Below are 23,819 nucleotides of genomic sequence, written 5' to 3' on the forward strand. Positions count from 1 at the left end.
ATTATGAATAAAAAGTATTTTTTACTCACTTGCCTCGCAGCGTTTCCCTTTGCCCTGACTGCTCAGGAGAACAATCGCTACGAAGAGATTACCAACCCCAAGCTGACAAGCATCAACCGGGAGCCTGCCCGCAGCACGTTCACCTCCTACGTCACGGAGGCTGATGCCGTCATCAATGACCGCAAGAACGGAACCTTCCGCTTGTCCCTTAACGGGAAATGGAAATTCCATTATGTGGAAACCTTCGCCGACCGCCCCACGGACTTCATGATGGACCGTGTGGACGCCAGCCGCTGGCCGGACATCAATGTACCCGGAAACTGGGAGTTGCAAGGATTCGGCACGCCCATCTACGTGAACCATCCCTATGAGTTCTGTTCTTCGGGCTATCCTCCTTATTGGGACAAGCCCAACCCTCCGTACGTTCCCCAAGAATGGAATCCCACCGGCACCTACCGCCGCGAGTTCACTCTTCCGGGAGACTGGGACGATAAGGAGATTTTCCTGAGTGCCGACGGTGTACGCGGGGCAGCCTTCTACTACCTCAACGGCAAGTTTGTAGGCATGAGTAAAGATGCAAAGACTCCGGCGCGTTTCAACGTCAGCGCCATTGCCAAGAAAGGGAAGAATGTCATTGCCATTCAGATACACCGCTTTTCCGATGCCAACTATCTGGAATGCCAGGACTTCTGGCGCATCAGTGGTATCGAACGGGACATTTACTTATATGCCCAGCCTCAAATCCATCTCACGGACTTCAAGGTGGAGTCTCCTTTGGATGAGAACTACCGGAACGGTATCCTCAAGGTAAAGGTGCAGTTTACCAATGAAAGCGGACAAAATTCCCCATTTGTCGTTGGTTACCGCCTGCTGGACAAGAACGACCAGCAGATAGCCCAGTCCTCTACTCAGGTCAGCGGTGACCAAACGGAAGTGGAATTCACCAAGAAGACCATCCAGGAACCCCTGCAATGGACAGCCGAAACGCCCAACCTCTATACCCTCGTCGTCAGCTTGAAGCGCCCGAACGGAGATGTGATTGAAGCGACAAGCTGCAAAGTAGGTTTCCGTACAGTGGAAATCAAGGACAAGCAACTGTTGGTAAACGGACAACCTATCCTCGTGAAAGGCGTGAACTATCACGAACACAACGAGAATACCGGTCACTATGTCTCCGAAGAACTGATGAAGAAAGATTTCGAGCTTTGGAAGAGATACAATGTCAATACCGTCCGCACCTGTCACTATCCCCAGCAGGAACGTTTCTACGAACTCTGTGACGAATATGGTATCTACGTCATCGACGAAGCCAATATAGAAAGCCACGGCATGGGTTACGACCTGCGTGTAGGCGGCACGCTGGGAAACAATCCGCTCTTCATGAATGCCCACCTCGACCGTACCATGAATATGTACGAACGGGACAAGAACCATCCGTCAGTCATCATCTGGTCGCTGGGCAACGAAGCCGGAAACGGATTGAATTTCTACGTTACCTACAACACCTTGAAGACGCTCGACAGTCGTCCCATCCAGTATGAACGCGCACTGTTGGAATGGAATACGGACATCTACTGCCCGATGTACGCTTCCCCTTCCTATCTGGAGAAGTATGCCCGGAACAAGGAGATGACGCGTCCCCTCATTCTTTGCGAGTATGCCCATGCCATGGGCAACAGCCTCGGCAACTTCCAGGAGTATTGGGACATCATCGAAAAATATCCCATCCTCCAGGGCGGCTGTATCTGGGACTGGGTAGACCAGGGCTTTGCCGCCCAAACAGACGACGGCCGTAAATACTGGACCTATGGCGGCGATTATGGCGAGAACGGCACGCCCTCCGACGGCAATTTCTGCATCAACGGCGTGGTATACCCCGACCGCAGTGTCAAGCCGCAGACAGAAGAGATGGGAAAAGTATACCAGAACATCAAGTTCCTTGATTTCGACAAGCAGACTTCCACCGTGAAAATCCGCAATGATTTCTCCTTCACCAATCTCGACAAGTACGACTTCTACTACATCATCCGCGACCACGGAAAGGAAGTCTACCGTGGCAAGATTGAAAATATCCATGCCGCACCGGGCAAGACGGTAACCACCGGCTTCCTGAACGGCATACCCAAAGAGAAACAGACAACGGGAGATGTGCGTATCGAGTTCTATGCAGCCATCAAGACGGCAGAGCCTTTCCTCCCGGCCGGCACGGTCATCGCACGCGAACAGACCTACGTCCATACTTTCTACAAGAAAGAGGCTACGGCACAGCAGCCCGCCACTTCTAAGGAAGAGGGAAATTTGGTGGCGTTCTCCGGTCCCGACTTCAAAGCCACCTTCGACAAGCAAAGCGGTCTGCTCACCTCCTATTTATACAAGAAGCACGAGTACATACTGAACGGTCAAGGTCCCCGCCCATTCTTCTGGCGTGCACCGACGGACAATGATTATGGAGCCAACCTCCCCGTCCGCCTCAAAGCCTGGAAAGAGGCAAGCTACCAGGAACCGAAAGCCGAAAGTTTCCAAGTGACTCCGGGCAGCAATGCCACGACAGTAAAGGTGACCTACCGTTTTCCACAGACAGACGCCCGTTGGGACATCACCTATAAGATATATGCCAGCGGAGTCATCAAGGTAGACAACCGGTTCGTGGCCGAAGGAGACCAAGCTCCGATGATACCGCGTGTAGGCCTGCGGATGCAGTTGCCGGAAAGCTTTACAGACTTGACCTACTACGGTCGCGGTCCGAAAGAGAATTACCGAGACCGCCGTACCTCCCAGTTCATCGGAGAGTACGCCATCCCGGTCAAGGATATGTACGAGCCGTATGTCCGCCCGCAGGAGAACAACCATCGCACGGACATCTATTGGTGCGCTCTTACCGATAAGACGCAACGTGGTTTGCTGCTCATCGCCGACCGCACCTTTGAGCTGAACGCCTCCAACTATCCCCTGGAAAGTATGGACAGCGGCGACACGATTGACAACGGCGCTCCGCGTACCGAAAAGACCCATCACCGCCACCTCACCGACCCTCTGCCGGAAAAGATGGTCGATTTGTTCATTGATTACCGCATGATGGGTGTCGGTGGAGACGACAGTTGGGGCGCAACCGCCCATGAACCCTATCTGATTCGTCCGGGCAAAGAGAACGCCATTGAATACGGTTTCTCCCTTGTTCCGTTCGATAAAAAGGAGGATTATAAATATTTAATCCGGCAATATTGAATTTAATCCCTCCGGATTAAGCTTTTATAAAAAGGATGTAGTAAATTTGCTGCATCCTTTTTACGTTCAAGAACAATAATAATCAAAAGAAAGAAAAATGAAAACAATGACTAAATTTATGTTCAGCGCCCTCTGCGCCGCAGCCATGGTAACTTCCGTTTCTGCCCAGGGAGGGAAAGATATGTTGAGCAATGGAATAAAGTATCTGGATGTGCCATACGTAGCCCATACGCTGGAGGCAGATGGTCCCGAGGAACTCGTCATCAACTGCGATGAGGTAGACTGCACCACGCTGGTGGAATATGTACTGGCAGAGACACTCACCCCCAAATTGGCCGACGGAGACATCTCGGAAAGCGCTTTCGCCGATAACCTGCAAAAAATCCGTTACCGTGACGGTAAAATCGACGGGTACACTTCCCGCCTGCATTATATTGCCGACTGGATAAACAATGGCGTACGCAACGGCTTCCTTCAAGATGTAACGGGCGCCATGAGTCCCGACACCGAACGGTTGTCCATCTCCTACATGTCTTCCCACCCCCAACTCTACAAGCAGCTGGCAAATTCTCCGGAGAACATAGCCAAAATGAAGAAGATTGAACAATCCTTGTCCGGCAAGGAAATTCACTATCTTCCCAAAGCCAAACTTCCCGCCGATGGTCTCCCGTGGATTAAAGACGGCGATATCATAGCCATCACCACCAACACTCCGGGGCTGGACGTAGCCCACATGGGAATCGCTTTCTATGCGGATAGCAAACTCCTGCTGGTACACGCTTCCTCTACCGACAAGAAAGTGGTCGTCTCCAAAGTCCCCTTGTCCCAAATGCTGAAAGACAATAATAAGTGGACGGGAATACGGGTGCTGAGGATGAAGAAATAAAATGAAATACTATAATATGGAAAAGGCGATGAAGATTTGATTCTCCATCGCCTTTTCCGTATATAGGATTGTTCGTTCCTATTCCTCCACGACAATATATTCATCAATATTCCGTGTTTCTTTACTGAAGTTCACACCTACTTTCACTAATTTCCTGCCATCCAAGGTATAAGGAATCAGATAACCTTTCTCATCTATTTGCTTCAGAGCTGCGTCGGCCGTACCGTCCAGTTTGAACTCAAAAACATAAATAGCGGTAGGGGTATGAACTACTGCGTCCGCACGGCCGCGGCTGCTGCGAACCTCGGACCGGATGAACTGTCCCAGCAAAGTAAACACTACATGAAAAATAACCTGATAATGACGTTCCGTATCATCACTCAACTCGTACGGAATACCGGAGAAGAATATCTTAAGACGCTCCATAAACGCCTCCACATCTCCACTCTTCAATTCACGCATGAATTTAGCAATGTGGAAACCAGTCTCATCATTGGATACATTGGTATAATAGGGTACCAAAAAATTCAGAAAGCCGTAACGAACCTCATCATTTGGAAAGCCTAAAGTGTATAGCTTCACATCATCATCATACCCTTTTATGGTCAAATAACCACTTTGATAAATCATCGGAAGAGGATTATTTGTTTCCGCACGATATTCAGAGAAAGCGGAAGCCAGCACTTCCACTCCATCTATCAATAGACGTATATCGTAATCACTCTGCTTCAGCAAGTCAACCAAGTAAGTAGGTGTGCCGGTCTGAAACCAATAGTACCCCATCTCTTCTGCATCAAAAGCATTCAATACACTGAACGGATTGAACATTCCTACACCTTCCGGATGAAAATGGTAACCATCATATTGACGTTCCATCAAATCAATCACTTCTTGTAAAGATATCCCTCTTCGTTTAGCCAGTCTCTCAAGTTCCGGCAGAAAGGTTTTCACCAACTCCTCTTTGGTAATACCACACAAAGCAGCGTAAGGAGACTTCATGCTGATATCATTCAGCTGGTTCAAGTCACTGAATACACTTACTTGCGCAAACTTGGTCACTCCGGTCAGGAAAACAAAACGAAGATAACGGTCAGCGCTCTTCAAGACACCGTAGAACGCTTTCAATATTTTCCGATACTCATCCAGCAAGTTCTCGTCCAAGACCGCCTGAAGCAATGGCTTGTCATACTCATCAATCAGCACAACCACCTGCTTTCCCGTCAGCGTGCATGCCCGCTCTATCACGTAAGCAAAACGCTCCTCCGGACTACGGTCTTCCTTCTCCTGACCATAGAGCAGCTCCCATTTCTCCAGATATTGATTAAGCATAGCCGTCAGGTCAGCAGCAGTTTCATATTTCCGGGCATTCAAGTCAAGATGTAGAACAGGATACTGTTCCCACTTCGTTTCCAACTGTTCGATGGCCAAGCCCTGAAACAAGTCTTTGCGTCCTTGAAAGTAAGCTTCGAAAGTGGAAATGAGCAGACTCTTGCCAAACCGACGGGGACGGCTTAGGAAATAAGGAGTAGAAGTAGATGCTATTTGATAAATCATAGCAGTTTTATCTACATAAAGAAAACCGCCTTCACGTAGTTTATCAAAAGTCTGTATGCCTATCGGCAGCTTACGTATCTGTTCCATGTTATTATTATAACCTGATTGGTGTATGACAAAGGTACGATTTATATTTCAAAAATAAGACGAAAGGCGATGGAGATTTTAGTCTCCATCGCCTTTCATTATTTTACTAATCATCATTTCAGCATTACTCACGTAGACTGGTGCAATCCGAAATACTTCTTCATAAAACAGATATAAAGAAAACAAAGCAAAAGAATTATACCTGCCAAATACCAATAACTGTAACCTAAACACATTATATATCCTACGATGATGATTGCCTGCACTGCCATGTAAATAGAAGAAACCATTATATGGGGAATCTTCAGCTCATTCGCCATAATCTGATACAGATGCTTGCGATGCGGTAGCCCGATATTCTCATGAAGCATCAGGCGGTGAATGATAGTCAATACACTGTCTACCCCATAAACGGACAAAAGAACTATCCAGCTGAAATCACCCGTTCCAATGATAAGTCTTCCTATCAAAAAAAGAAGGATGAAGGCAATGCTCACCGAACCCACATCACCGGCAAAGCATTTGGCACGCTTGCGGAAATTGAAGAAGCAGAAGACTAGAACGGAACAGATAACGGTATAGATGAAATCCGCTTCTACAAAAGTAACCACCTCCTTATTGATATAGGCCAACGCAGCAAGAATAACCAGAGAATAACCTCCCGTTATCCCATTAATCCCATCCATAAAATTGTAGGCATTGATGATGCCCGTACAGACTATCAAGGCTATGACTATCCACCACCAGGACAAGGAGAACAGCCCCCACTGATAAAACATCATAGCCATAGCAGAGAAATGAAAAAACAGTCTTGTCATCTGTCCGGTGGATTTTATATCGTCCACGAAGCTGATGAACGTCACCAGTGTCAAGGCAAGCAGGAACCAGGGATATTCAAAGCCACTCGTCAGGAAATAGGCAAACGCCCCGAAATAGAAAATAATCCCACCACCGCGTAAAGTCACTTTCGTATGGGAACTCCGCTCATTGGGCTTGTCGATGATATTGCACTTATCAGCTATTCTAAAATAAAAAAGTTCTGCTAAAAACAGCAGAACCAAGACCATCCAATAATACATCATCCGTTTTTGATTATCCAGTAAAACCAAAGCTAAATACATGTAAATCCCAAAGATACAATACCCAGCCCTATCAATATGACATCTAAATATACATTCATTCTATCTTGAAGTTTTCCAATACACGGGTCGGCTTCCATCCCAATTCACGCATCGCCTTTTCGTTACTGAAAGTAAGCGATTCTGTGATTTTCTTCAGTTTCAAAGAATTGATAGGCGCTTTCTTTCCTAAGCAATCTCCTACCAAAGCCATACATTTAGCTGCCCAATAAGGTATTGAGAATGGTATTTTTTTATTCAGCTGTTTGCAAATAACCGCTTCCAACTCTCTGAAAGAAGGATGGTAACTATCACATACATTATAGACACCTCCTTTTTCTGCCAACAAAGGAACCAGACTTGCTATATCCTGTACCATCAACACACTCTTCCGCGCACGACTTCCGGCAATACCTAAATATCTTCCATTGCGTATGCCTTGAATCATCGCTCCTAAATTTCCCGGAGGATTACACCCAGCAATTAAGGAAGGACGAATAATACCCAAAATAACGTTGTGTTTGTAGCACCATTTATGCAAAAACTCTTCGGCCAGACGTTTGCTCATGGCATACGGAGTTTTCCCACCCAAAGGATACTCTTCTGTTATCTCTTCTCCATACTCGCAACCATATACGGCTACTGTAGAAATAAAGATAAAAGCTCGGGGAACCCCTCTTCTTTCCAATGCTGCACAAAGATTCTTTGTACCTTGCAGATTTACATCAAAAAAAGCTTGTTTCTCTGCTTTCGTCTTGGGTGTCACATGTGCTTTTCCAGCTGCATGAAGAACGATATCATACCGTTCACGCAGCTCCGGTATCTCCTGTGCCATGTTCACGGTATAGTCATCCTGTGGCAACAGACCTACAGTAGTAACCTCATATATAGCTTCCAAAAGAGGATGCACGTTGTTACCCAAGAACCCGGAGGCCCCTGTAAATAAAAGTTTCATGAAAATTAAATAGAAAAAATTAACTCAAAAGAAAAGTAATATCAAAATGCTGTTCCGGAGTCATAACAAAATTCCTTCCCCATGTCAACTAATAACAACAAATCAATGTCGCTATCCGAACGTACATCACCACGTGCCTCGCTCCCATAAAGAATAACCTTCAAATCAAGAAAGTTACGATGTAATGTAAGCACTCAATTTAGGGCATCCCCCTTCGAAAGGGCACTTTTCAGTGCCCTAAACCGAGTTTTGTTAATTAATTAGTCTTGAATTTAACATTGGCTGGTAGCCAAAGTGATTTTGTCAGGAACCATGTTAACATAATCCCTGCATCCGTTAAAGATATTTTTGAAAAAAGTTCCGATGAAGTTCCAGACAGAACTGCCATGAAGCTTTACCGTTCCAATCACACTATGATATGTTGCAGCCATCCCAGCACCGGCATCACTACCATAATGAAGTGAATTATTACGTTGGGTAGTCAGCTTTCGAATGGTTCGCTCTGCCAGATTGTTGTCTATAGGTAATTCACCATCATCCAAGTAGGCAAAAATCTCTTTCCAGAACCGGTTCAGATAATTGAGAGCTTCCCTATAATACCGACTTCTAAATTCTGAATCCTTTAACAGTTCACTGTCCAACTGACTGCGCAATTCTATCAGGAGTTCCTTCGTTTCCAGACTTTGCCTTTCTCGGAACCTTTCCTTGGGAGTTAATCCGGCATCATCGTATTTACGCTCCCTCATAAAGAACTCCTTTAAAATTTCGGAAAAGCGTTCTGCATTCGGTTCACCACCCTGATTGGAAGCCTTGACAAACTTGTTTTTGGCATGAGACATACAAACTTGGTGTACAGTATCTTTAAAACGGGCTGATTTCAGATCATTGCCGATAAACACATAAGCATTGTATCCGTCGGACATGATACTCTTCAATTCTGCATCACCCAAAAAGTCTGTAAGTACCTCACGACCGCGCGAGCCATTCTCATAGAAGAAAATGGCTGTTTTCCGAGCCTTGTTGACCAGAACCCAAATATAGCACTTCTTATAGTGATCATATTTACGCACCTTACACCAGGTCTCATCGCAGTTCACTATCGAGTCTTTTTCCAAAGCTATGGACTTCAATACACAAACCAGTTCGTCCAGGTATGTCTTGCCTTTCTTAAGCCAGTTGCGCAATGTGTTTTTAGAAACGGTCATGCCCATATCTGTCAGCCATTGGTGAAGAAGACCGAAAGTCACATTCTTCACATAAACTTCATAGGCGATAGCCTGCAGAAATTCAGGAGTAGCTTTAGTACCCTCGAATCTGGTCACCACCTCCGGATGGCCTTCAGAAGGGAAATAACCCCACCTGGGCTTTTTACCAGGCTCTGCATAATGAACCATCTCAAAACATTCTTCCGTAAGGAAAGTACGGAAACTGAACACCCGTACCATTCTCCTTTCAATGATGCGACCGGGAACCTTTGTCAAGTCAGAAGGATGCTCTATTACTTCTCCGGATACTCCCGTCGTTTTATAACCGTCAGGACGATTGGACAAATCACGGCCTTTCCCGGAAGGCTCTTTAACCTCCGGTGATTGGACATGACCAACCGAATCCGTTCGAAGCGTATCATCGGTTCCATCATAATCATCCTTCTCCTTGTTCCGGTCTGAATCACCCGTCTTAGCTTTAGATTTGATCTTTTGACGTCGATCACCAAAACGTTCCTGATGGGCATAATCAAGTCTTTCCTGAAGTGACTTAATCTTACGTTCAGCCGATTTGCGAAGTTTATGCTCTTCTGACAACCGATTCTCAAGGTCAGCATGTTTCGATTCCATAGAGGACACCTGATCCTTCAGATCCTTCATCTGAGCCATAAAATCCTCCAAAACAAGCTTCATGGCATCACTTGTCAACCGAAGATCCTGATTCTGTTCGGCAAGGTATTGTATGTACCGCTCTTTCTGATCCTCTGCCATACCTGCACTATAATTTATAGGGCTGAGTGAGCAGGTTGCCCTACTCAACAACTCTCGTTTTGTTGTAATTATATCTTGCAGATCGATCATACTTAAACCTTTGATTTACAGCATTAAAGGTAATAAAATAATCGCAAAAACGCAAGTGGACAAATAGATTAATTATCTGATTTTTAATGTTTTAACTATAGGATTCTCAAGAATCAAAACCACGTCCTTCCAGTCAATCCGATAAACAGTATCTGCCCCGTTCCGCTCTACTTTCATGAACTGATAGCCTGCTACAAACTTCTTTTCGAACAGACTATATGAACGATTATCAAATGAAAACATACGGACTATCCTGCGATTTCGAGACATGACTATAAAGACGTCTCCATCATTGGGCTCACGGTGAAGCCGTTCACGAATGACAGACAGCACACGGCTGTGCTTACAACGCATATCGGTAAAGTCACGGACATAATAAAAATGATTCAGACCGGTAACACTCAACATAACCCCTCCAACTGCTCTACCATACGAACCAAATCCTGGTAGCTTAAATTCTTTTGGGACAAATGCAAGCCATTGCTGATACGAATCCCAACCCAAATACGAACCGGGTGATCATTTCTGCTTGGTGATACCGGTTGAGGTTGATCACTAGCCCTGGATTTTTCCTCATGACCAATTGCAGGAGCACCATCAACCTGGACTTCAACTACTTTTTTACGGGTATCCTTGTACCATTTCTGAAAGATGTTATAAGGAACTTTGTTCTTAACGCAAAACGATTGGAGAGATTCTCCATGAGGCAAAGCCTCGGTCTGGTATTGAAAGTAAAACCTTTCAAGATCTTCACTGCTATACATAAATTCTAAAATTTTTGTTCGCAGCGAAGATAGAGGTTGCAATCAATAGCCATTTTTTGACTGCTTACAAAATTGTAGAAGGATAAGCACCCAAGCATTCCTTCTCAACAAGCACCTTTATAAGCTAATACAAATCCTCCTCTATTTCGGAAATAAACACGACTTTCATTCAAACAAGACCTTTATATATACGAGGTTGAGGTCTATTTAAAACTCCTCACTGAAAATAACACATCGTATATCATCACGCGCATCCGCAATGACATTTGAACTCTTTCTATTGTTCGTGTAAGTAACCATAGGTTCGGTAGCTTTCTTCATTATTGAATATTGTTCTTTATATGGCTTAATTTTATTCATTGTTCCAATCTTCCTCCTACAATGATACCAATGATTCTAAAAAGTTCTAATTATCTCCCACCTATTTGTACTTTTAAGTGTAACTTCCACTGATAGTAGCTACTATTTCAATAGTTTATCATAGATCTCCAAATAAGCTCCCCCACAAGAATTTGCACTGAATAGTTCATTGGCACGTTTTTGCGCATGTGCTCCCAATATTCTGCTTTGTTCCGAATTGTCAAACAGATAATTCATTTTTTCAGCTAAGACATCAGCATCTCGCGGTGCGATAACAAACCCAGTCTCATTTGTATTCACCCAACTGGTGCCTGTCCCCAGTTCCGTTGAAATCATCGCTTTCCCATAATGACACGCTTCCAGAAGAACCACTCCAAAGCACTCGCCACGAGTAATGGAAGGCAGCACTACGAACGAACATTTCTTGAATAAATACGCAACATGCTCATTAGATTGATAGCCCAACAAATGAACATTATTGATGTCCTCATCTCTAATTCTCCGGTTGAGTTCCTTAAAAAGAGGGCCACGACCTGCAATCAGGATATTTTTGTTTACCTTTTTAGCTGCATCAAGCAAATAATGTAGCCCTTTGTATGTACGAAGCACTCCCACGAACAAGGCAAACTGCCCATATTCATTCACTTGCCGGGCAAACTCTTCTTCAACCGGATGATGCTCATTAAATCTCTCGTCTGAAACCCATAATCCTATCGGATGAATTTTATCCTTGCAGACATTTAAGATAGACTCGGTCGAAGCCAGATTAGGACTGGTGGGCACAATGACACTCGCTTTTTTAAATAACCTTTTCACAAAAGGTGCATAACCATTCATCAGCACTCCCCGCCCTTCTATAGGTGCATGAAAAGTTATCACGATAGGCTTACTCGTTTTATGAAACAGCGTAAGAAGTTCCGCAAAAGGGTAAGGATAATGCAGATGTATAATATCTGTATTCTTTATTATCCTTGAAAAATTCTTCATCAAACCGACACTCATAGGCATTGAAGAAAGACGGATATTCGTCTTATAAGAAATGCACTTTATTCCATCATAGTCACAGACTCCCGGCTTTTTTGAAAGGGATATTACTTCCACTTCATATCCATGCTTCATCGACATCAGACCAAGTTGATGAATCACTTCTTGGATACCACCGTCCGGTTCATCCGGATAGAATGTTTTAAAAATGTGAGTTATCTTCGCCATCTTTCGTATATTGGTTTTGAATTAAAATTCCCTTAAGCTTATTTCGAATTGTTGCCGTAACTTAGGATTCCCTTTACCTTCCTCCAGTAATAATTGCAGTAAACTTGGGAGAAATCTTTTTCAAGCAATAGTAAAGAGCCAATGCAATCGTAACTGTCAACAAAATATTAAAGAAATAGACAACAACCATTGCGAAGTCACTTGCCGGATGCAAAGTGACATACAACAACTTGCGAATGTTCGATAACAACCAAGGATCGTGTATTGCAAAAACAAAAAAGCTGGCAGAAGCTAAAAAAGTTGTGCTTCTAAAATTATGCTTAGCCACTATTGCAGCAGACAAATTAAGAGTACTAAGAATGCCTGCTATTTTTATTAATTTAAATAGCCATTGAACATCATGTCCTTGGACCATAAAAGCATAATGAACAGCCACCATTAGTAAGTAGAAAATATATGGATAATATCCATATATTCTAACTATATTTACAAAGTTACGCTTGTAGATACTAAAGACTGCACCTAATGAGAAAAAGAATAAAGCTTCTGTGCTTAAACCTCTTATACCGATATAGGGCAATGAATAGCCGCAAAGCCAGAATACAGCAATAAGCCAAATAAGAAGACCTTTAAAACAGCTAAGCAGACAATAAAGAACTGGAGAGAATAAAGACAGTACCATTAAATCTCTTATGAACCAAAATTGATAAGCTATAGGATATGTCATCGTCTTCTTATCATCAAGTATTCCCCAAAACGAAGACAAATAATAATCCAGCCCGGCATTATTAGGAAATTGAAACCATTGTCTCGTTAGAGGAAGGTGAGATACCGCAAAAAAACAAATCAAAAAAGAGGCATTCCAAAATAAATAAGGTATCAGCAAAGTACTTATTCTACGTTTTATCTTGTAAATGTATGTTTGCAGAGAATAATCAGCTTTGTAGAAGAAGAGAAAACCTGAAAAGAAGAAAAACAAAGGCACAGAAATCCAACCTATATATTGTGAGAACAATTGACCTATAAAAGAATAGGTAGGCATGTGTGTTTCACTCCCCATTACCTCATTGCCTACAATAATAGAAGGTCTATAGTTATGAATAAACACAACTCCCACTATGAGAGGAAAACGCAAAAAAGCTATAACCCTACTTTGCAATTCATCCGCATTTTGCTTGCTAAACATAAGTTCAAGACAGTTTTAGTATATTTCGAAATTGCCCCAATGCATAGGCTTTATCATAATGCTTAAATCCGCGTGGCACCCTCCGTTCTTCAACAGCTTTTATCATATCGTCTAAGCTCTCAAAAGTACTATTTGATAATAAAAAGCGATTGATTATGGTGTCGTATGCCAATATGGACAAGTCGGCATTTATTGCCTCCACCAAAGCCATAGGCAACATTTCTTGAAGAAAGGAAGAAAATAAATAAATATCTGAAGATATTAAATAACGTTCTACATCATTTACACATCCCACAGCAATAATGTTGTTGCCCCTATATTCATCTATCAAGTATTGTTCTTCTCCCTCGCCTGCAATCAAGAATTTCACGTTGGGCTCATTGCTCATCAGCGAAGCCATTTTCAAGCAATCTGCCAATCCCTTGCCTGGCTTGAAGATAGCAGAAAACATAATAATCAAATCATCATCGGCAATATGCAGTTCCTCTCTTACCGTTTGACGAATAGTAGAATAATCTTTTTTCTCATATCTTTGAATATAAAAGTTTATAAAAGTATGAACGGGTATGCGGATATATTTCTTTACCAACTGTTCTGTACGAGGAGTTATCAAAAAGAAATCTGTGCATATCCAATTAATGAGAAGCGAGAGAATAAAAAACTTCCGTTCACAGAAGAAGAGGTGCTGCAAGTAAATTACTTTTTTACCTTTTAGCTTAGCTGCAATTTTGTACTTTATCAGCCGCAGAAGATTTATATTACTATGAATAAATATGTAGTCAGCCCCGGCTATCAAGTCACCGGTAAGCCTATTCTCTATGTCATGGTTCTGATTGCGAATCATCGCCTCATATTCAGCACTGTGGCTTTTGGCTATAAAGCAAGAAGACACGCCCATTTCGCTCAAGGCAGAAGCATAGTTAAGTGCCACATTTTCAGCCCCTCCCCGCTTCAATGTGTTCAAAAGTTGTAATGCAATTTTCATTTAAATTATTTGTTGGATACGTATTGATACAACACTTCAGCCAAGTGCTCCCATTGCAAACCATCTGCCAAAGATTGTAAATGTTGTTTTTTATAAAGATATTCTTCGGCATTGGCAGTGGCTGCATTAATTGCTTCAGCCAAAGCTTCAGGCGAAGCCTTTTCCAGAAAGTAAGCCGTATCGGCAGGTAACTGTTCGGGAATTCCTCCCACCTGCGTTGCGATTGCAGGAATGTTATATCCCAATGAAACAGCAGCAACGCCGCTTTGCGATGCTTCTAAATAAGGCATCAGCAGTAAGTGATTCTCATTCACAAACTTATCAAACTCGTCATTCGTCAAGTATTTATTGACTATCCTTACATACAAGTTGTTATCAAATTTTAAAGTAGAGATACATTCATCAAATTTTCCCGCCAAAGTGATTGTTCCTATTCTGTCGTAGTCTATCAAAGGTAATGCGTCTGCCAACAAATCAACACCTTTATAATAATTGATTCGACCTATCATCAATAAGTTATATCTCTTGGGCAATACTTCAATTTTGGTTTTATTATCACCATAAACAATTACTCCGTGAGGTATAATAATGGAAGGTTTTTGCACGCCTATATGTACTTCCACCCTTTGGCGCACAAACTCAGACAAGAACACCCAATGAGCAGCATTCTTCATTGCCACATCCATCATCTTTTGATGAATTACCGAAGTCTCGCCTACATGCATCACTCCATCATGTATAACTAAAAAAGTGGGTACCTTGCACCACTTACATAGAGACACAAAGACTGTATCCCAATTGTGAGGTCCAAACACCAACACCCTATCATATCTGCCCCGCCAAATCTTTAGCAGAAGAAGCAATAAATAATAAGGCAGAAAGAAAGTCCACGACCAAAGCTGTCCTATTAATCCCTTATAGACTTTTATCTTCTTCGCTTTTCCGCAAAAGGGTTCTTCGGTTGAAGCAGCTATCCATACATCTATTTTATCAGTAGGAAAGTGGTTGAGCAGTTGGTTGGCATAGTACACGCATCCCCCTTCATATCCCAAACTGACACACAATATCTTTTTACTCATAATCAGCCAAACAATACATTGTGATATAGATAGTGTTCATCTTGTCCCAATTGGAACACTCTGATAACAGCATACAGACACACAACAGCCAGAAAAACTATCTTCCACCTCATATTCAGTTCTTTGTAGATTGCGGGATAGAGAATGCAATAAGATGACATAAACAAATAGCTGAAGCGTACGGGTAGCGTATCGAATTCCGCAAGAAAGAGCCTGCAAAACAGCATACAGAAAAACAGATTGTAGAACAATGTCATATTCTTCCCCAAAGCATTCAGTTTATCATAAAACAGTAGTAACAATATTCCGCTGCACATCCGTTCCAGATAGCCGATAGAAACGGCTGAATAATTATTGAACATACTCTTTACCATATACTCCTCCGTACTACTCAAAACACGCCCCCCTATCATAGATGCACCTTGAATCAAAAGATTGGAAAAAAGATTAATATGCGATAGAACCATAAAGTTTCCCACTAAGAAGATACCCCAATATACGTATTTATGATACTTCTTTGTAAGAATGAAATAGAGTGGAAAATAGACAATGGAACTCGTGTGAAATCCAAAGCCTATCAGATTCAATATAAAATAAGGCAATGCCTTGCGTTGTATCAAGAAAGGAATGGAAAGGTAGAAAAACGAGATACTCTTCATGTTGCGCATCACATTTACCGAATCCAGAAACAATGCAAAGTATATAAGCATTGAAAGCATAAAAAAAGACGAATACCGCCGGAACAACCAACATATCACCACCAAATCAATTAGGGTGGATAGGGTCATAAAAAAACTAAGATTGTCCCATACACTGTTTTTTACGAAAAACATGTAATACTGGAACAATGGCTCAGCATTTGAATTTTCCAAACGTGCTACAAAACTATCAAAATCTGTATGACAATCATGAAAAAATGCATCGTATGCTTCCCAATCGTATCCCACCTCGTGACGAAGGCCAATAAACAAGAAGTAAATGATCCCCCCAAAAAAGGTATCTACATTGTCGGTATCAATACCTCTGCACCGTTGCCTTGTGTTCCATGCAATAATAGCAATAAAACACAAAGCAACAAGTACATAGGGTAATGACTGACTTGTACTTGCACCCATATATACAGTTAAGCTTCTGCAGTAGGTAAATTCAAAATCTTTTTCTTGAACAATTTACTATAAACACCAATGAAGCTTTTAGTTACCAAATAATAGAGTAATCTGGAACCCAATAGCTTTTGGTTATCATAAAGCAAACATGAATGTTTAAACGAGCCGAGATGAAATCTATAAGTCTCAAAATTGTACTTCCAAAACGTAGAGGCCGGTGAAAGATATTGCAAGTAATAAAATCCCATCTTGATTGCATTGGTTCTATCCTTGGGCGGGAGAACGGATTGAAGCAGCAGACGATGCAGCTCTTCTTCATTCTCGGGATTATAGGTAATACCCAGCTCGCGATATACTGCTCCACCCAACAATATCACCGGCTTACCATGATATACAGCTTCGGCACCGGTAGTAGAGCCCCACACCACTACTACGTCTGCCCTATCTATCAGCGCATAAGTACTTAAACTGCTTCCGCCCGGGATAACAGTCATGTTAGGATATTTCTCGCCTAATTTCAGCAAGTCTGTATGATACTTGTAGGGCACATTCGTTAGATTGGGATGAATACGTAAATAAACTCTCACTTTGGGGTTGTTCTTTAAGAATTCGGCTATATTTACAATCGCATCCAACTGTGTTGGGAATAGCCTAGCTTTATCATACTCATCACCCACTGCTGCAAATTCATCTTCCGAACTATTGAAAATCACGATATTTCGATAGCCTTCATCCCAATTGTCGGGCAGTTTTGCTTTGTTCTGATTAGCTATGTAATTTTTATCACCCGCATAAGTACCCGTCTTTCTTTGTATGAAAAACATATTTCCAACATGTTCTTTTTCAGCTTCAGACAGCACAGACTGATTCCAAGTATTATAAATCATCTCTGTATTTAAAATAATGCTGTGAGGAATATTCCCACAAAAATATCTTTTAAGGTATTTGTGATGGAACACGCAGATTGATTCACACGAAACGAAAGGAATATTGTGCAATTGGCTTATCTCCCATTCGGGACGTGCATCATTAGCACGGCCATTGAACAACAACACCTTATCAGGCTGTACATCAGTAATGATTCTATCTACCATTAAAGTGCGTCGAACGGTAGAACGTAACAACTCATCAAAATAGGCACGGAACACACCATCCAGTTTAGGGTTGCAGTTGCGTGTGTGTGAGATATAGTTGGAAAGACTCGACATACCTACTGATACACCATTATATTTAAGTGCTTTTATCTCTGACAAAGATTTGTATTGAGGATGAAAGTTTTTAGCCTCTACCTTTATTTTCTCTGTTAAAACACTACATAAAGAGATTTGGTGTATACCCTCGGAAAGTTTCTTTCGCATACGCGTAGTATAACAACTACACAATTTACACTTCATGGGGTTGCGTTTCATATTCTCCCAACATATTTCCGCTTGCGGATCGCAATACACGAAATAAACCTCATGCCCCAATCGGTAATATAACTCGGCCTCGTCCATCATATACACAAATGTATTGGGCGAAACACCTGCAAAAATCAATATTTTCATCAGTCAAATTTATGTTTTATGTGATAGATTATTTTAAACAATCCTATCCTTTCCAAAAAATCCATGATATGCTTTTGGCGTACCTGCTTTTTTATCTGCACCCTAAACAGTGCTTTCATTTCATCTTTGGTACGAGGCAGACTAAACATTTTCTGCATACTATCATAATTCTTGTCAATGAAATAATCATTGTTGCGAATGGCATTTTCAGCCCAATGTCGATGATTCTTACTGCGTGCTCCTCCGGAACACATCGCTGAAGGCAGATTTATTTGGTTGGCCGAACTGGTATAATAAATGGTATATCCAGCCAAAGTAGCCCGAATCAAAAAGTCTGTCTCTTCACGATAGGCATTTCCTTCTATTTTCACATCAAACTGCATTTCGCGCGCTACTTGGGTCTTACAAAGACAAGAAGCATGACAAAATGGGACCCTAATCGGCTCTTTCACTGTATATGTAAAGTTTGTGGACAAAGTGGATAAATCAACAATCTGATTAGCCTCAGTAGCGATTCGATTGCGATAATGTGACAAAAACTCATCCAGTTCATCGATTTGTTCAGGAAAGAAAAGCGCCAATGCTCTTCCTCCCACAATATCGGCATTTTTCTCTCTCATTACATTCAGCAAGTTACGGATAGAACCGGGATAAAGCACCGAATCATCGTCACCAAAATAAATATACTCTGACTGAACTTTGCTAATAGCAACATTTTGTGTGTAAGGTTGCTTCGAGTTTACTTCATTACGGAAATAACGTAAAGTGGGAAATCTTGTTTGCAACTCCTTCACCACTTCAGCTGTATTGTCTGAAGAACAATCATCAACCAATATCACTTCACTCACATCCTCCTGAAAATAAGTAGGAATAGTTATGGGCAACAGACGAGCTCTGTTGAAAGATGGTAACACAACGCTTACATTCATTGAAATATCTTTTTAATTTGAAATTTGTTCAACATAAAGAAATAGACTAAAACAATAGGAATCATTACCATAATCTTAATCCACCACAACGTTTGTGACAAATATTGCGCCACCACTACCGCTAAAAGCACTATCAATAGGATAACGATGATTCTATTCAATTTACCCATCCAAACCTTCGTGTTTTTATGAAAATAAGGTACAAAAAATGGAATAATAGCTATTGTCCAATAAGACACCAACGTAGAATATACCACTGATACATACCCCAATATTGGAATCAAAATAATGGAAAGAAAAATATTCACTGCTCCCGGCATAAAAATAAGCCATAAAAGTTGCTTTGAGTCTTTCTTTATGAAAGCCACATTGGAAGTAAAATTATAGAAAGGTAACAATACATTGGCAAAACATATAATACTTGCAATGGCACTGCATGATTGGAAACTCTCGTTACGAATAACGACTCGATAAATATCCGGCATCCAAATAGCTACTGTAAAAACGGCAGTCAAGGTTGTAAATTGACAAAAATAATAGAGACTCCTATAATCACCAAACCTTTTATCCCGATAAGTTTTTTGCAACTGCGGAACCAGTGCAACGACTAACGAAGTGGTAATAATAGTAATATAATCGCCCATCATATATCCATTTGAAAACAATCCAATATCTTCCAAGGATACTTGATAGAGATTCATTATAATACGCGAAGAAGAAGAGAGCAATACAAAGCCAAGAGCATGAGGAATGAGCGGCCATGACAACTTCAACATATCCACTAATTTTTTCCACTTTCGGTCTATAATAGGTTTTATGCCTTCTTTTTTGAAAAGTAAGGGACAAAATAAGGTAAATGATACAATAGCTGTGACAGCTACACCAAAAAGAAAGCCCCAATAGCCAGCCTTAAAAAAATAAATAGATACAAACGAGACAGTCATACCACAGATACTACCTAACAAAGTACGATAAACCAATGGCTTCGGAGTTCCTTTCAAAGGATAGAGATGCTGTGCAATCACAGTATTTCCAAAAAGAAGAAGAGGTACACAACTAATCATAGCAATCAGAAACCTTTTTTGAATACAAACTTCTGACAACATTCCCATTATAACACAAATATAGACAATACTCAGTAATATACCTGAAAGATAGAAATAACATATAACTCTTCCCCATAATACCCTCCAATGGTTAGAATATTCATAATAACTATTGGTAAGAAACAGATTAAGTCCCAAAGGAGCTATAGTAATAAATAGTCCGGAATAAGAGGTAATCACTCCCCAAATGCCATAATCAAAAGGGGTAAGAAAAGGAGTTATTAAAGGCAAAAGCAAAAGGTTTACTAATGAAGCCAATTTGGGCATCACACCAAAACCAAATGCTTTCTTTAAGATACTGATTAGAAACATAAATTACTCCCTTTTTCTCACCTTCAGCCATTCCTCCAGCCACTCATTCACCATCTGCCTGATTTCATCATCCTCCAAATCCATGGAGTAGTAATAAAAAAGTGACTGATAAGCACTTAATCTCACATCCAGCCCTTTTTTATTTTTCCATACGTAGTTGTACAAATATGGGCTTCTTTGGCAAGAGTATTAATATTCAAGTCTTTCTCTTTACGCCATTTCTCAAATAAAGCACCCAATATAGGGTGGTCACTGTTTACATTCATCGTCGTCTTGTATTATGTTATCAGAATTAAAAAAGTACATGTTATTAAACGTTATTTTAGGTTTCTCACATTTAAAATATTTTCCATATACAGAAAATATTTAATGAGAAAAGAGCCCTAACTTCGCACAAAATCTTTAAAACAACAAAATGGAAAATCTATTCAAAATGTCACTTTTCATGCCGCCCATATCACCGATAAAAGACGAAAACACCGGAAAAACCGTAAAAAGTGCCACACTCACCCCATTCAGGACAATGAGCATTGACGAAGTACACCGTCTTATCACCTCCGACCAGAGACTTGCCGAACTGACACTCGCCATAAGAAATGCCGCAGCACAAGGAGACGAAACTACCGCACGATTCCTCAAACAACAGACACTACCCTACGTCACTCCCTGCGGCGTATTCACCCGACGACGAAGCGACTGCCTCACGGAATCCTCCGGCCTGGTTGTAGTCGATATCGACCACCTTGAATCCGCAGAAGAAACGGAAAACTTACGACAACAACTATTCGATGACCCCTATCTATGCCCTGCGCTGGTGTTCATCAGCCCCACCGGACGGGGCGTAAAAGCGTTTGTTCCCTGTCTTCACGGACAGAATCCTGCAGAAGGAATACAATGGGCCATGAACTACGTCCACTGCATGTATGACGCCGAAAACACACAACCCGGAAAAGGAGTGGACACTTCGGGGAAAGACCTCGTACGCGCCTGTTTCCTCTGCCATGACCCGAAAGCACTGCTCAGAAAAGTTGTGAACTTCGAATGATGAGTCATTGCAAATCACCGACTACAAATTACTAATTATAAATTACCAAATCCGATGGAACCACTATCTTCATTGCACCTTCTGGCCGAAGCAGTCAGAAATGCAGGAGCAGACATTGCTCCAACCTATCAAGAATATATACAACTGGCATTTGCCATTGCCACCGACTGCGGAGAAGCAGGACGGCATGATTTTTTAAGTCTGTGCAGCCTGTCGTCCAAGTACGACCGACGGGCAGCCGACAAGCTCTTCAGCAATGCCTTGAAGACCGGCCGTAAGGACGTGCATCTGGGAACCGCCTTTCATCTGGCCGAGCTTTGCGGCGTGAAGATTCAGCATGAAGCCGCACCCGCCATTGGTACACTTGGTACACAAAGTTCACCCCTCTCTTCTACCTCACACACACGCGCACGCGAGGAAGAGTCCGCATCGGGCATTGAACCACTGTCTCCATTACCCACTTTCGACGAACACCTCCACTGGCCTTATCCCCTGAATCGCATCATGAGCTGCGGAACCTCCCTCGCCCAATACGATGTACTGCTACTGGGTGCCATCACCGTATTGGGTGCCAGTATGGGAAAACACGTCCGATGTTCCTACGGAGGAAAAATGATGTCCCCCTGCCTGCAAACCTTTGTAGTAGCCCTACCTGCATCCGGCAAAGGAGTGCTCTCCTTGGTACGCCTGCTTGCCGAGCCCATTCACGATGAAATACGTGGGCAGGTAGACGAAAGCATGGCATGTTACCGCCGCGAAAAAGCAAAATACGACACACTGGGCAAGGAACGTGGAAAAACGGAGACTCCCGTAATGCCTCTCAACAAGATGTTCCTCATCTCGGGCAACAACACCGGAACCGGCATCCTGCAAAACCTGATGGACTCCGACGGCACCGGACTGATATGCGAAAGCGAAGCTGACACCATCTCCACCGCCATCGGTTCGGAATACGGACACTGGAGCGACACCATGCGCAAAGCCTTCGACCACGACCGACTGTCCTACAACCGCCGCACCGACCACGAATACCGAGAGGTAAAGAAAACTTATCTTTCCGTACTTCTGTCAGGCACCCCCTCACAAGTGAAACCACTGATTCCCACTGCCGAGAACGGGCTCTTTTCCCGCCAAGTATTCTACTACATGCCTACCATACATCATTGGCAAAACCAGTTCGACCGCAATGACAGCGATCTTGAAGATACCTTCAAGGCTCTGGGCATGGAATGGAAGGACAAACTGAAAACCATTGTCATGAACGGAATATTCACCCTTCACCTTACGGACGGACAGAAAGATGAATTCAACCGGCTCTTCTCCCGGCTTTTCGTACGCTCCGGACTGGCCAACGGAAACGAGATGTCAAGCAGCGTGGCACGTCTGGCCATCAACATCTGCCGCATCATGGAAGTGGTGGCCATGCTCCGCGCAATGGAACAAGGGGAAATCACCGCCTCGCCTTACGTGTCACCCGACCCTCACACAGCCACAGACAATCTGAAAGACCACATTGTCAGCCGATGGGATCTCCTCATTGCTTCCGATGACTTTCATGCCGTACTCTCACTGGCCGAAAGCCTTTACCGGCATACCACCCATATCCTCTCCTTCCTGCCCAACACCGAAGTGACAAGCCGCGGCAATGCCGACCGGGATGCGCTGGTAGACAGCATGGAAGAAGAATTCACACGAGCCTCTTTCCTGCAGAAAGCCAGAGAGATGGGCATCAAATCGGAAACCGCCTCCACCTGGCTCAAACGTATGCAGAAACACGGGCTGGTGGAAAATGTAGATGGCAAGGGAAACTACCGGAAACCAAAAGTCTGACATTCACTTCGCTTCACGCACGCGTATGTGTGTGAGGCGAAAGGATGGATGAACCTCTGTACCAAGTGTACCAACCTCACCTTTACGATTCCCGGCCTGACCTTTACGCCATCCAACCTCAGGTTTAAGGCTCTCCCAGTGCAGCCACTATCAGCCGCACCTGGGCAGGCGTATAAGAGCGGGAACGGGAAGAACCACCCAAGGCGGAAAGTCCGTCACGCAAATCGGGACAAAGGTCTATCCAGTGTTTCAGTTTGCGGAAGGCAGCCTCCGGACAAAGATTGGGACAATAGATTTGGGCCAATTCAGTACGCCCGTATGTACGTATGACAAAAGAATCCATAGTTGACAGTTACGATTTATATTTCATCAAAAGTAACTATAAATCATGACATTATCAAACTTACAAGCGTAAATAACCGACTAAAACAGACCCAAACAGACGAGAACCTGCAAAAACCGGCAAA

At 42.8% G+C, this 23,819-nt stretch carries 21 protein-coding genes and 1 pseudogene; 4 read left to right on the forward strand and 18 right to left on the reverse strand.

Annotated features, from left to right (window positions below; translation table 11 throughout):
- Nucleotides 1–3: 3 nt before the first annotated feature.
- Both DXD65_RS00530 and DXD65_RS00535 read left to right on the forward strand, forming a co-directional pair.
- Entirely contained in the window at nt 4–3,225 is a 3,222-nt protein-coding gene (locus DXD65_RS00530) for a glycoside hydrolase family 2 TIM barrel-domain containing protein (RefSeq protein WP_117887254.1), read from the forward strand.
- Nucleotides 3,226–3,322: 97 nt separating this feature from the next.
- Nucleotides 3,323–4,111, forward strand: a complete 789-nt coding sequence (locus DXD65_RS00535) for an N-acetylmuramoyl-L-alanine amidase-like domain-containing protein (RefSeq protein ID WP_035457982.1) — start codon at nt 3,323–3,325, stop codon at nt 4,109–4,111.
- A gap of 78 nt (nt 4,112–4,189) precedes the next feature.
- On the opposite strand, the gene DXD65_RS00540 is transcribed toward DXD65_RS00535, so the two are convergent.
- The 17 genes and pseudogenes from DXD65_RS00540 to DXD65_RS20935 all read right to left on the reverse strand — a co-directional run bounded on the left by DXD65_RS00540 (nt 4,190) and on the right by DXD65_RS20935 (nt 20,743).
- Nucleotides 4,190–5,752, reverse strand: coding sequence for an ATP-binding protein (locus DXD65_RS00540; RefSeq protein ID WP_117588797.1), 1,563 nt, complete (start codon nt 5,750–5,752; stop codon nt 4,190–4,192).
- A 128-nt stretch (nt 5,753–5,880) separates the two neighbouring features.
- On the reverse strand, nt 5,881–6,831 hold the full coding sequence (locus tag DXD65_RS00545) for an MraY family glycosyltransferase (RefSeq protein WP_117887255.1): 951 nt from the start codon (nt 6,829–6,831) through the stop codon (nt 5,881–5,883).
- A gap of 97 nt (nt 6,832–6,928) precedes the next feature.
- A complete protein-coding gene (locus DXD65_RS00550) occupies nt 6,929–7,825 on the reverse strand; it encodes an NAD-dependent epimerase/dehydratase family protein (RefSeq protein ID WP_008663388.1) in 897 nt (298 codons plus the stop codon).
- A gap of 83 nt (nt 7,826–7,908) precedes the next feature.
- Nucleotides 7,909–8,019 (reverse strand): annotated as a pseudogene (locus DXD65_RS00555) (nucleotidyltransferase domain-containing protein); the annotation flags it as partial.
- Between the two features lie 78 nt (nt 8,020–8,097).
- Nucleotides 8,098–9,891 carry an IS66 family transposase gene (gene tnpC, locus DXD65_RS00560; RefSeq protein WP_117887256.1) on the reverse strand — a complete coding sequence of 598 codons (1,794 nt, stop codon included), beginning with the start codon at nt 9,889–9,891 and terminating at the stop codon, nt 8,098–8,100.
- Nucleotides 9,892–9,963: 72 nt separating this feature from the next.
- Nucleotides 9,964–10,299 carry an IS66 family insertion sequence element accessory protein TnpB gene (gene tnpB, locus DXD65_RS00565; protein WP_005827599.1) on the reverse strand — a complete coding sequence of 112 codons (336 nt, stop codon included), beginning with the start codon at nt 10,297–10,299 and terminating at the stop codon, nt 9,964–9,966.
- On the reverse strand, nt 10,293–10,655 hold the full coding sequence (locus tag DXD65_RS21080; protein WP_181986324.1) for a hypothetical protein: 363 nt from the start codon (nt 10,653–10,655) through the stop codon (nt 10,293–10,295). Before DXD65_RS21080 ends, tnpB begins: the two co-directional genes overlap by 7 nt.
- 462 nt (nt 10,656–11,117) lie before the next feature.
- Nucleotides 11,118–12,227: a glycosyltransferase gene (locus DXD65_RS00575; RefSeq protein ID WP_117887257.1), complete on the reverse strand. Its 1,110-nt coding sequence runs from the start codon at nt 12,225–12,227 to the stop codon at nt 11,118–11,120.
- Nucleotides 12,228–12,300: 73 nt separating this feature from the next.
- Nucleotides 12,301–13,413, reverse strand: a complete 1,113-nt coding sequence (locus tag DXD65_RS00580) for an acyltransferase family protein (RefSeq protein WP_117887258.1) — start codon at nt 13,411–13,413, stop codon at nt 12,301–12,303.
- A gap of 4 nt (nt 13,414–13,417) precedes the next feature.
- Nucleotides 13,418–14,398, reverse strand: a complete 981-nt coding sequence (locus tag DXD65_RS00585; protein WP_117887259.1) for a glycosyltransferase — start codon at nt 14,396–14,398, stop codon at nt 13,418–13,420.
- A 5-nt stretch (nt 14,399–14,403) separates the two neighbouring features.
- Nucleotides 14,404–15,477, reverse strand: coding sequence for a glycosyltransferase (locus tag DXD65_RS00590; protein ID WP_117887260.1), 1,074 nt, complete (start codon nt 15,475–15,477; stop codon nt 14,404–14,406).
- A gap of 2 nt (nt 15,478–15,479) precedes the next feature.
- On the reverse strand, nt 15,480–16,592 hold the full coding sequence (locus DXD65_RS00595) for an EpsG family protein (protein WP_117887261.1): 1,113 nt from the start codon (nt 16,590–16,592) through the stop codon (nt 15,480–15,482).
- Between the two features lie 8 nt (nt 16,593–16,600).
- Nucleotides 16,601–18,130, reverse strand: a complete 1,530-nt coding sequence (locus DXD65_RS00600; protein WP_117887262.1) for a hypothetical protein — start codon at nt 18,128–18,130, stop codon at nt 16,601–16,603.
- Nucleotides 18,130–19,059: a glycosyltransferase family 2 protein gene (locus DXD65_RS00605; RefSeq protein WP_117887263.1), complete on the reverse strand. Its 930-nt coding sequence runs from the start codon at nt 19,057–19,059 to the stop codon at nt 18,130–18,132. The genes DXD65_RS00600 and DXD65_RS00605 overlap by 1 nt, the downstream gene beginning before the upstream one ends.
- A complete protein-coding gene (locus DXD65_RS00610; protein WP_117887264.1) occupies nt 19,056–20,477 on the reverse strand; it encodes a lipopolysaccharide biosynthesis protein in 1,422 nt (473 codons plus the stop codon). The genes DXD65_RS00605 and DXD65_RS00610 overlap by 4 nt, the downstream gene beginning before the upstream one ends.
- A 3-nt stretch (nt 20,478–20,480) precedes the next feature.
- A complete protein-coding gene (locus tag DXD65_RS21465) occupies nt 20,481–20,603 on the reverse strand; it encodes a hypothetical protein (protein ID WP_255343536.1) in 123 nt (40 codons plus the stop codon).
- Nucleotides 20,600–20,743, reverse strand: a complete 144-nt coding sequence (locus DXD65_RS20935; protein WP_153881084.1) for a hypothetical protein — start codon at nt 20,741–20,743, stop codon at nt 20,600–20,602. Before DXD65_RS20935 ends, DXD65_RS21465 begins: the two co-directional genes overlap by 4 nt.
- Before the next feature lie 149 nt (nt 20,744–20,892).
- On the opposite strand from DXD65_RS20935, the gene DXD65_RS00615 reads away from it, so the two are divergent.
- Both DXD65_RS00615 and DXD65_RS00620 read left to right on the forward strand, forming a co-directional pair.
- On the forward strand, nt 20,893–21,522 hold the full coding sequence (locus DXD65_RS00615) for a BT4734/BF3469 family protein (protein ID WP_199670698.1): 630 nt from the start codon (nt 20,893–20,895) through the stop codon (nt 21,520–21,522).
- A 54-nt stretch (nt 21,523–21,576) separates the two neighbouring features.
- Nucleotides 21,577–23,352, forward strand: a complete 1,776-nt coding sequence (locus DXD65_RS00620; protein WP_117887266.1) for a DUF3987 domain-containing protein — start codon at nt 21,577–21,579, stop codon at nt 23,350–23,352.
- Nucleotides 23,353–23,476: 124 nt separating this feature from the next.
- Here DXD65_RS00620 and DXD65_RS00625 read toward each other — a convergent pair whose 3' ends face one another.
- On the reverse strand, nt 23,477–23,695 hold the full coding sequence (locus tag DXD65_RS00625) for a DUF4248 domain-containing protein (RefSeq protein WP_005829478.1): 219 nt from the start codon (nt 23,693–23,695) through the stop codon (nt 23,477–23,479).
- Nucleotides 23,696–23,819: the final 124 nt, after the last annotated feature.

Source organism: Bacteroides sp. 4_1_36 (assembly GCF_003466325.1).
Taxonomy (GTDB): domain Bacteria; phylum Bacteroidota; class Bacteroidia; order Bacteroidales; family Bacteroidaceae; genus Bacteroides; species Bacteroides uniformis.